Below are 11,193 nucleotides of genomic sequence, written 5' to 3' on the forward strand. Positions count from 1 at the left end.
GCACTCCGGTCACCGCCCGCCACCGCCCGCACACGCCATCCCATGAACGCCACACCGCCCTTCGCCCCGCACCTCTACTTCTGCGACGCGCGCCTCGTCGGCCCGCTCGACGCGTGGCCCCTCACGTTCGCGCATATCGCGGGCATGGGCTTCGACCATGTGCTGATCGGCGGTTTCTGGGCCGCCAGCGTCGCGGGTTTTCCGCGCCACGTCGCGGATTTCCACCGCCCGGCCGCGACCTTCGCGACGCGCGCCGGCGCGCTCGAGACGTTCTCGCGCCTCGCGCAGCTCGCACGCGGCCACGGGCTGCGCGTGATGCTCGAAGTCGTGCCCGACCGCATCGCGCGCGACAATCCGCTGCGCGACGAACATCCGGACTGGTACGTCGAGCGCTCCCACGACGACGCGCTGATCGATCCGCGCAGCGCCGCGCACGAAGTCGACGTCGCGCATGCGCAGGTCGGCGACGACGCGACACGCGACGCACTGGCCGCGTGGTGGTGCGCGCACCTGTCCACATTCGCGGATGCCGGCGCGGCCGGCTTCCTGATCGACGCGCCGCACCATCTGCCGGCTGCCTGGTGGCCCGGCTGGCGCGCGGCGCTGCGCCGCACGCGCCCGGACGTCGCGGTGCTGGCCGGCGTGCCGGGCCATGCGCGCGACGCACTCGCCCAGCTCGAAGGGGCCGGCTTCGACGCGGTGTTCTCGTCCGCACGCTGGTGGGACCTGCACTCGCCGTGGTTTGCTGACGAACACCGGCTGCTGCGCCGCATCGGCTCGCCGATCGCGTTTCCCGACGCGTTCGACGGCCCGCGCATCGCCGACGACTGGCACGCCGCGCCGGACGAAACGGTCGTCCGTGCCTACCACCGTGCGTTGTGGACGGCAGCGGCGACCGGCACCGGCTGGCTGGTGCCGATGGGCTTCGAGCGCGGCGTCGCGCTGCCGCTGATGGCGCGCGACGCGGATGCCGCGCGCTATCGCGCCGCGTTCGATGACGCCCGCTTCGACCTGTCCGGCGCGATCGCCGATGCGAACGCGTGGCGCCGGGCGACCCCGCTCGCGGCCGAACGCGGCGAAATCGCGCAGTTGAGCGCACCGGGCGCAACCGCGACCGCGCTGCTGCGCGGGATGGGCCCGTCGCTCGAATACGACGACACGGCGCTGCTGATCGCGCTGAATCCGGATCTCGACGCGCCAGCGCGCATCGATCCCGCGGCGATCCTGCCCGGCGTGCCGGGCGGCTTCACGCATGTCGCGACGCCGGACGGCACGCGCGAGCGTGCACCGGTCGCGCTCGACGCGTTCACGCTCGAACCCGGCGGCTATGCGTTGCTCGAAGCCTGGCGCGCACCGCCCGCGATCGCGCGCACGGACGCGGCCGGCGAGCGCACCGCGCTGTCCGCCGCGCTCGTGGCCGACCGGATCGCGATCGAGCGCGTCGAGCCGGCCGTCGACGGCGGCCGCTTCGCGATCAAGCGCGTGATCGGCGAGACGCTGGTTGTGCACGCATCGATCTTCACGGACGGCCACGCGCATCTCGCGGCCGTGCTGCAATGGCGCGCGGACGGCGAGGACGACTGGCGCGAAGTGCCGTTCGTCGCGGAGCCGAACGACCGCTGGCACGCGCGCGTCGCGCTCGACCGGCTCGGCCGTCACGCGTACCGCGTGGTCGCATGGCGCGACGAATGGGCGTCGCTCGTCACCGACGTCGCGAAGAAACGCGCGGCCGGCCAGGACGTGACGCTGGAAGTGCGCGAAGCACAGCAGCTGCTCGCCACCGCGTTGAAGCACGCGAAGCCGGCCGACCCACGCGCGATCGCACGAATGGACCAGCTCGCCACCGACTTCAAGGACGCGTCGCCCGACGATCGCCTCGCGCTGCTCGGCTCGCCGACCGTCGCGCAAGCTTACGCCGCGCTGCGCTACCGGCCGTTCGTCACGCACGACGAAACAACGGTCTATCCGGTGGAGGTCGAACGCCGCGCCGCGCGCTTCTCGAGCTGGTACGAGCTGTTCCCGCGCTCGGCGAGCAACGATCCGCATCGGCACGGCACGTTCGACGACGTGATCGCGCAACTGCCGCGCATCCGCGACATGGGCTTCGACGTGCTGTACTTCCCGCCGATCCACCCGATCGGCACGACGGCGCGCAAAGGCCGCAACAACACGTTGAAGGCCGGTCCCGACGACGTCGGCAGCCCGTACGCGATCGGCTCACCCGAAGGCGGCCACACGGCCGTGCATCCGCAGCTCGGCACGCTCGCGTCGTTCCGCACGCTGGTCGATGCGGCCCATGCGCAGGGGCTCGAAATCGCGCTGGACTTCGCGATCCAGTGCTCGCCCGACCATCCGTGGCTCGCCGAGCATCCGGGTTGGTTCGCGTGGCGCCCCGACGGCTCGCTGCGCTTCGCGGAGAATCCGCCGAAGCGCTACCAGGACATCGTGAACCCCGACTTCTACGCGCCGGACGCAATGCCCGGCCTGTGGGTCGCGCTGCGCGACGCGGTGCTGTTCTGGGTCGAAACGGGCGTGCGGATCTTCCGCGTCGACAATCCGCACACCAAGCCGCTGCCGTTCTGGGCGTGGATGATCGCCGACGTGCGCGGCAAGCATCCGGACGTCGTGTTCCTGTCGGAAGCGTTCACGCGGCCGGGGATGATGTACCGGCTCGCGAAGGTCGGCTTCTCGCAGTCGTACACGTACTTCACGTGGCGCGAGTCGAAGCGCGAATTCATCGACTACCTGACGGAGCTGACGGCCGGCCCGCCGCGCGAGTTCTTCCGGCCGAACTTCTTCGTCAATACGCCCGACATCAATCCGCGCCACCTGCAGAACGCGCCGCGCTCGCAATTCGTGATCCGCGCGGCGCTCGCGGCGACGCTCGCCGGCTCGTGGGGGATGTACTCGGGCTTCGAGATCGGCGAATCGGCGCCGCTGCCCGACAGCGAGGAATATGCGGATGCCGAGAAATACGAACTGCGCGCACGCGACTGGAGCAAGGCCGCGCACATCGGCGGCGAAGTCGCTCGGCTGAATCGTGCGCGGCGCGATCACCCGGCACTGCAGACCCACCTCGGGCTCACGTTCGTCGACGCGGACAACGACCAGGTGCTCGTGTTCGTGAAGGCGACGCCCGCGCACGACAGCGTCGTCGCGGTCGCGATTAGCCTCGACCCGTGGCATCCGCAGGCCGCGAATTTCTCGCTCGATGCGTCGCTGTGGCGCGGGCTGGGGCTCGTCGACGGTGAACCGCTCGACGCGCTCGAACAAGGCGCGACGCACGCCGAAACCTGGCGCGGACATCGCCAGTACGTGTCGCTCGACCCGCATGTGCGGCCGTATGCGATATGGCGGCTCGCGCCGTCTCCCGGCGCCGCGCGAGCCGCGGCGCCCGACTCGGGCGACGCCAATCGCCCTTCCGGAGCACACGCATGATGAAACGCGAAGACTCGCTCGACGACGTGCGCCGCGCGCAGTTCCCGTCCCTCGCGCCGGCCGGCACGCCGCGCCGGCGCCGTTCGCGGCGCCGCGCACCGGCGCTCTGCGCGGACGATCCGCTGTGGTACAAGGACGCGATCATCTACCAGGTGCACGTGAAGTCGTTCTACGACTCGAACAACGACGGGATCGGCGACTTCCCCGGCCTGATCATGAAGCTCGACTACATCGCCGAGCTCGGCGTCGACACGATCTGGCTGCTGCCGTTCTACCCGTCGCCGCGCCGCGACGACGGCTACGACATCGCCGACTACCGCGACGTGCATCCCGACTACGGCACGCTCGCCGACGTGCGGCGCTTCATCCGCGAAGCGCATTCGCGCGGCATCCGCGTGATCACCGAGCTGGTGATCAACCACACGTCCGACCAGCATCCGTGGTTCCAGCGCGCGCGCCGCGCGAAGCCGGGCTCCACGCATCGCGACTATTACGTGTGGTCTGATACCGACACGAAGTACTCGGGCACGCGCATCATCTTCCTCGATACCGAAACGTCGAACTGGACGCACGATCCGATCGCCGGCCAGTACTACTGGCACCGCTTCTACTCGCACCAGCCGGACCTGAACTTCGACAACCCGGCCGTCGTGCGCGAAGTGATCCAGGTGATGCGCTTCTGGCTCGACCTCGGCATCGACGGCCTGCGGCTCGACGCGGTGCCGTACCTGGTCGAGCGCGAAGGCACCAACAACGAGAACCTGCCGGAGACGCACGCAATCCTGAAGAAAATCCGCGCGACGATCGACGCCGAGTACCCGAACCGGATGCTGCTCGCGGAAGCGAACCAGTGGCCGGAGGACGTGCAGGAATACTTCGGCAACGAGGACGAATGCCACATGGCATTCCACTTTCCGCTGATGCCGCGCATCTACATGTCTATCGCGAGCGAGGATCGTTTCCCGATCGTCGACATCATGCGGCAGACGCCGGCGCTCGCGCCGAGCAACCAGTGGGCCGTGTTCCTGCGCAATCACGACGAGCTGACGCTCGAGATGGTGACCGACTCCGAGCGCGACCTGCTGTGGCAGACCTATGCGTCGGACCGGCGCGCGCGCATCAATCTCGGTATCCGGCGCCGCCTCGCGCCGCTGATGGAGCGCGACCGGCGCCGCATCGAGCTGATCAACTCGCTGCTGCTGTCGATGCCCGGCACGCCGGTGATCTACTACGGCGACGAGCTCGGGATGGGCGACAACATCCACCTCGGCGATCGCGACGGCGTGCGCACGCCGATGCAATGGTCGTCGGATCGCAACGGCGGCTTCTCGCGTGCCGACCCGGAATTGCTGGTGCTGCCGCCGGTGATGGGCTCGCTGTACGGCTATGACGCGATCAATGTCGAGGCGCAGACGCGCGATCCGCATTCGCTGCTGAACTGGACCCGCCGCATTCTCGCCACGCGCCGCGCGACGCAGTCGTTCGGGCGGGGCACGATCCGCTTCCTGCGGCCGGACAACCGCAAGGTGCTCGCGTATCTGCGCGAACTCGAAGGCCACGAGACGGTGCTGTGCGTCGCGAACCTGTCGCGCGCGTCGCAGGCCGTCGAGCTCGACCTGTCCGAATTCGCGGGCCGCGTGCCGATCGAGATGACGTCGGACTCGGCGTTTCCGCCGATCGGGCAGCTCACGTACCTGCTCACGTTCCCGCCGTACGGCTTCCTGTGGTTCGTGCTGTCCGAGCACGGCCGCGAACCGTCGTGGCGGCAGCCGCATGCGGAACCGCTGCCCGAATACGTGACGATCGTGATGCGGCGCGGCGACGTGCGGCCGGACGTCAGCCAGCTGCACACGCTCGCGCACGATGCGCTCGCGTCGTGGCTCACGCGGCGGCGCTGGTTCGCGTCGAAGGACCGCAAGATCGGCAATGCGTGGCTGAACGTCGTCACGCCGATGCCGGACGAGCCGTTCCAGTATGCGGAGGCGTGGGTCTCCGCGAGCGATGGCCGCGTCGAGCGCTACGTGGTGCCGCTGGCCGCCGCGTGGGGCGGCGAGACATCGAATCCGCTGTTCACGCAGCTGGCGCTTGCCCGCGTGCGGCGCGGTCATACGGTCGGCTACCTGACCGACGCATTCGCACTGCCGGCGTTCGCGCGCGGCATGCTGCGCAAGCTGCGCGACGGCGCGACGGTGCCGACCTCCGACGGCGGCCGCCTCGACTTCCTGCCCGAACACGCGCTGGCCGCGCTCGATCCCGGCGACGATGCGGAAGTGCGCTGGCTCGCGGCCGAGCAGAGCAACAGCTCGCTCATCATCGGCGAGTCGATCGTGCTGAAGCTGGTCCGCAAGGTCGCGCACGGGGTTCATCCGGAAGCGGAAATGAGCCGGCACCTGACGCGGATCGGCTATGCGAACACCGCGACGCTCGCCGGCGAAGTCGTGCACGTCGATCCGGACGGCACGCCGCATACGGTCGCGATCCTGCAGCGCTACGTCGACAACCAGGGCGATGCGTGGACGCGTTCGTTCGATTTCCTGAAACGCGCGGTCGACGAGCTCGCGCTGCCGGCAGCCGGCGACGCCGACGCGGCCGAACCGGACGAGGAGCCGGACGCCCTGCTCGGCTACGCGGCGTTCGCGGGCATCGTCGGCACGCGGCTCGGCCAACTGCACGTCGCGCTTGCGCAGCCGTCCGACGATCCGGCATTCGCGCCGGAGCGCGCGACGCGCGAACACGTCGACGGCTGGTGCGTCGATGCGATCGCGTCGTTCGAGCACGCGCTCGACATACTCGGCACGCGGCTGGAGGCGCTCGACCCGACCGCGCGCGCGGCTGCCGAGACGCTGCTCGCGTCGCGCGAGGCGGCCGTGCAGGCGCTCGGCGAACTGGTGCCGCGCACGCTCGACGCGCAATGCATCCGGATCCACGGCGATTTCCATCTCGGCCAGGTGCTCGACGTACAGGGCGATGCGCTGCTGATCGACTTCGAAGGCGAGCCCGCGCGGCCGCTCGAGCGACGCCGCGCGAAGTCGCATCCGCTGCGCGACGTGGCCGGATTCCTGCGGTCGCTGTCGTACGTGAGCGCGACCGGGCAATTCGCGATCGAGAAGGCGCCGCCGCAGGCGGAGCGCCGCAAGCGCGCGCTGTTCGACCGCTTCGGGCAAGCGGCCGCCGACCGCTTCGTCGAATGCTATCGCGCGGCCGCCGACCAGGCGCCCGAGCGCTTCGTCGACCCGCACTACGCCGATCGCCTGCTCGCGCTGTTCCTGATCGACAAGGCGTCGTACGAGCTGTGCTACGAAGCCGCGAACCGCCCCGACTGGCTCTGCGTGCCGGTCGGCGGGCTCGCCGCGCTCGTCGAGCGCCTGGTCGATGCGAACGCCGCACCCGACAACGGAGGAACCCGATGACCGACACGCTGTTCGACCGCCGCGATATCGATGCGCTGCTCGCCGGCCGCCATCCGGACCCGTTCGCGTGCCTCGGCCCGCACGACGACGCGGGCCGGATCGTCGTGCGCGCGCTGCTGCCCGGAGCGCAGCGCGTGCGCGCGGTGACGCCCGACGGCGACGAACTCGGCACGCTCGCGCGCGTCGACGAGGCCGGCTGTTTCGCCGGGACGATCGCACGCGACGGCCATTACCGCCTCGCGATCGACTGGCCCGACGCGCGGCAGGTGACCGACGACGCGTATGCGTTCGGCACGCTGCTCGATGACGCGGCGCTCGCGCGGTTCGCCGCCGGCGACCCGGCTGCGGTGCTCGAGTGCCTGGGCGCGACGCCGATGCGCGTCGACGGCGTCGACGGCGTGCGCTTCGCGGTGTGGGCGCCGAATGCGCAACGCGTGTCGGTGGTCGGCGATTTCAATGCATGGGACGGCCGCCGGCATCCGATGCGGCTGCGGCGGCCGTGGGGCGTGTGGGAGCTCTTCGTGCCGGACATCGGCGCGGGCGAGCACTACAAGTACGAGCTGTGCGCAAGCGACGGACACGTGCTGCCGCACAAGGCGGACCCGTGCGCGCGCGCGACCGAGGCGCCGCCACGCACCGCGTCCGTCGTCGCGGACACGGCGGCGCTCGACACCTTCGCGTGGCACGACGCCGGCTGGATCCACGCGCGGCCGCATGCCGATCGCCGCTTTCGTGTGCCGTGGTCGATCTACGAGGTGCATCCGGAATCCTGGCAGCGCGTGCCCGAGGAGATGGACCGCAGTTCGACCTGGGACGAGCTCGCCGAGCGGCTGATCCCGTACGCGAAGGGAATGGGCTTCACGCACGTCGAATTCATGCCGATTTCCGAATACCCGTTCGGCGGCTCGTGGGGCTACCAGCCGCTCGCGCAGTTCGCGCCGTCCGCGCGCTTCGGGCCGGTCGACGGCTTCGCGCGCTTCGTCGACCGTGCGCATGCGGCCGGCATCGGCGTGATCGTCGACTGGGTGCCCGCGCACTTCCCGAACGATGCGCACGGGCTCGCGCAGTTCGACGGCAGCGCGCTGTACGAGCACGCCGATCCGCGCGAAGGCATGCACCCGGACTGGAATACCTGCGTGTTCAATCTCGGGCGCAACGAAGTCGGCGCGTTCCTGATCGCGTCGGCGCTTGCGTGGGCGCGCCGCTATCACGTGGACGGGATCCGCGTCGACGCGGTCGCGTCGATGCTGTACCGCGACTATTCGCGCAAGGAAGGCGAATGGGTGCCGAACGTGCATGGCGGACGCGAGAACCTCGAATCGGTCGCGTTCCTGCGCGCGCTGAACGACACGCTGCACGGTGCGCTCGCACCGGCCGGCGTCGTCACCATTGCCGAGGAGTCGACCGCGTGGCCGGGCGTCACCGCATCGACCGCCGACGGCGGGCTCGGTTTCGACTTCAAGTGGAACATGGGTTGGATGCACGACACGCTGTCGTATCTGCACGAGGACCCGATCCACCGCCGCTATCACCACGACCGGATGACGTTCGGGCTCGTCTACGCGTTTTCCGAGCGCTTCGTGCTGCCGCTGTCGCACGACGAGGTCGTGCACGGCAAGGGCTCGCTTGCCGCGAAGATGCCGGGCGACGCGTGGCAGCGGCTCGCGACGCTGCGCGCGTACTTCGGCTTCATGTGGGCGCATCCGGGCAAGAAGCTGCTGTTCATGGGCAGCGAATTCGCGCAATGGTCCGAGTTCGCGCACGACGCGACGCCGCACTGGGATCTGCTCGATGCGCCCGCGCATCGCGGCGTGCAGCGGCTCGTGCGCGACCTGAACCGTGCGTACGCGGCCGAACCGGCGCTGCACGTGCTCGACTGCCACGCGAACGGCTTCGCATGGCTGATCGGCGACGATCGCGCCAACAGCGTGTTCGCGTTCGCGCGCCGCGACGATACGGGGCGCGTCGTCGTCGCGGTCAGCAACTTCACGCCGGTGCCGCGCGCCGGCTATCGCGTCGGGCTGCCCGCACCCGGGCAGTGGCGCGAACTGATGAATACCGATGCCGCCGTGTACGGCGGCACGAACGCCGGCAACGACGGCGCCGTCCTGGCGGAGGACATCCCCGCGCACGGCGAGTCGTGGTCGGCCAGCTTGCGCCTGCCGCCGCTCGCGACCCTGTGGCTCAGCCCGGCGTGACACCCAGCGCCCTCGACACGGAGACGATCCCCATGCCGACCGCCCTGCCTGCCCGCCTGGAACCCGGCCGCAGCTATCCGCTCGGCGCGTCCTGGGACGGGCTCGGCACCAACTTCGCGGTGTTTTCCGCGCACGCGCACCGTATCCAGCTGTGCGTGTTCGACCCGACCGGCCGCAAGGAGCTTGCGCGCCTCGACCTGCCCGAATGTACGGATGAGGTATGGCACGGCTACCTGCCGAACGCGCATCCGGGCACCGTGTACGGTTTTCGTGCGGACGGCCCATACCAGCCGCAGCACGGCCATCGCTTCAACCCGACCAAGCTGCTGCTCGATCCGTACGCGCGCAAGCTGGTCGGCCACTTCCGCTGGTCCGACGCGCTGTTCGGCTATCGCGTGCATTCGAACCGTGCGGACCTGTCGATGGACCGCCGCGACTCCGCGCCGGCGATGCCGAAGGCCGTGGTCGTCGACGAGGCATTCGACTGGAGCATGGACCGGCGGCCGAACGTGCCGTGGCGCAGCACCGTGATCTACGAAACCCACGTGCGCGGCACGTCGATGCGCCGCGCCGGGTTGCGCGTGCCGGAGCGCGGCACGTTCGCGTCGCTCGCGCATCCGGCGTTCATCGATCACCTGCTGTCGATCGGCGTGACGACGGTCGAGCTGCTGCCGGTGCATGCGTTCCTGCAGCAGCGGGCGCTCGTGAACCGCGGGCTGCGCAACTACTGGGGCTACGACACCGCCGCGTTCTTTGCGCCGGAGCCGTCGTACCTGACCACGCGGCGGCTCGACGAGATGCGCATCGCGATCCGCCAGCTGCATGCGGCGGGGATCGAAGTCGTGCTAGACGTGGTCTACAACCACACGTGCGAAGGCAACGAGCTCGGCCCGACGCTGTCGTGGCGCGGCCTCGACAACGCGAGCTACTACCGGCTGCGGCCGGACGACCCGCGCTATCACGTGGACGAGACCGGCTGCGGCAACACGCTGAACATGTCGCATCCGCGCGTCGTGCAGATGGTGATGGATTCGCTGCGCTACTGGGCCACCGCGTTCAACATCGACGGCTTCCGGTTCGATCTCGGCGTGTCGCTCGGCCGCGAGGATCACGGCTTCGACCCGGGCGCGGGCTTCTTCGACGCATTGCGGCAAGACCCGGTGCTCGCGCAGCGCAAGCTGATCACCGAGCCGTGGGATCTCGGCCCCGGCGGCTATCAGCTGGGCCGCCACCCGCCCGGCTTCGCCGAATGGAACGACCGCTTTCGCGACACCGTGCGGCGTTTCTGGCGCGGCGACGCCGGGCAGCGCCCGGAGCTCGCCGCGCGGCTCTCGGGCTCGGCCGACCTGTTCAACCATCAGCGTCGCCATACGTGGGCGTCGGTCAACTTCGTCACCGCGCACGACGGCTTCACGCTGGCCGACCTGGTGTCGTATGCTGGCAAGCACAACGAAGCGAACGGCGAGGACAACCGCGACGGCCGCGACGACAACTGCAGCGCGAACTGGGGCGCCGAAGGGCCCACCGACGATGCGAAGATCCGCGAACTGCGTGCGCGCGTCGCGCGCTCGATGCTGGCGACGCTGTTTACCGCGCTTGGCACGCCGATGATCGTCGCCGGCGACGAATTCGGCCGCACGCAGCACGGCAACAACAACGCGTATTGCCAGGATAACGAACTGTCGTGGCTCGACTGGGAGCTCGCGCACAGCGACGAAGGCGTGCAGATGATTCGTTTCGTGTCGCGGCTCGCGGCGATGCGGCGCATGTATCCGGTGATGTCCGTGCCGCGCTATCCGAACGGCGACCGCGACGGCGCGCCCGGCATGCGGGAGATCGGCTGGTTCGACGAACACGGCGACGAGCTGAGCGTGCCGGCCTGGGAGGATGGCGAGCGCCGCGCGCTGACGATGCGGCGCGTCGGCACCGGCCGCACGGGCCGCACCGAGGCGCTGCTCGTGATGCTGAACGCGTCGGCCGGCAAGATCACGTTCAAGCCGCCCGCGCCCATGCTCGACTACCGCGTGCTGCTCGATACCGCGACGCCCGACGCCGGCCCGCGCTCGTGGCCCGAAGCCGGCCTCGACGTCGCCGCGCACACGGCCGTGATCGCCGTCGCGGCCGTGCCACCCGACCTGCCCTCGTGA

4 protein-coding genes are annotated in these 11,193 nt (G+C 70.1%); all 4 read left to right on the forward strand.

All coding sequences use genetic code 11. The features are described 5' to 3' along the window. Positions 1 to 42 precede the first annotated feature (42 nt). From C7H84_RS27450 to glgX, 4 genes are read left to right on the forward strand one after another with little or no spacing between them, the layout of a single operon-like run. The gene (locus C7H84_RS27450; protein WP_121861718.1) at positions 43 to 3,438 is read left to right on the forward strand and encodes a maltotransferase domain-containing protein; all 3,396 of its coding nucleotides are present in this window, start codon (positions 43 to 45) and stop codon (positions 3,436 to 3,438) included. Next, positions 3,438 to 6,848 carry a maltose alpha-D-glucosyltransferase gene (gene treS / locus C7H84_RS27455; protein WP_121861849.1) on the forward strand — a complete coding sequence of 1,137 codons (3,411 nt, stop codon included), beginning with the start codon at positions 3,438 to 3,440 and terminating at the stop codon, positions 6,846 to 6,848. Before C7H84_RS27450 ends, treS begins: the two co-directional genes overlap by 1 nt. Beyond that, positions 6,845 to 9,046: a 1,4-alpha-glucan branching protein GlgB gene (gene glgB, locus C7H84_RS27460; RefSeq protein WP_121861719.1), complete on the forward strand. Its 2,202-nt coding sequence runs from the start codon at positions 6,845 to 6,847 to the stop codon at positions 9,044 to 9,046. Before treS ends, glgB begins: the two co-directional genes overlap by 4 nt. 32 nt (positions 9,047 to 9,078) lie before the next feature. After that, the gene (gene glgX / locus C7H84_RS27465; protein ID WP_121861720.1) at positions 9,079 to 11,193 is read left to right on the forward strand and encodes a glycogen debranching protein GlgX; all 2,115 of its coding nucleotides are present in this window, start codon (positions 9,079 to 9,081) and stop codon (positions 11,191 to 11,193) included.

The sequence above is a fragment of the Burkholderia sp. Nafp2/4-1b genome (genome assembly GCF_003635165.1).
Classification (GTDB): domain Bacteria; phylum Pseudomonadota; class Gammaproteobacteria; order Burkholderiales; family Burkholderiaceae; genus Burkholderia.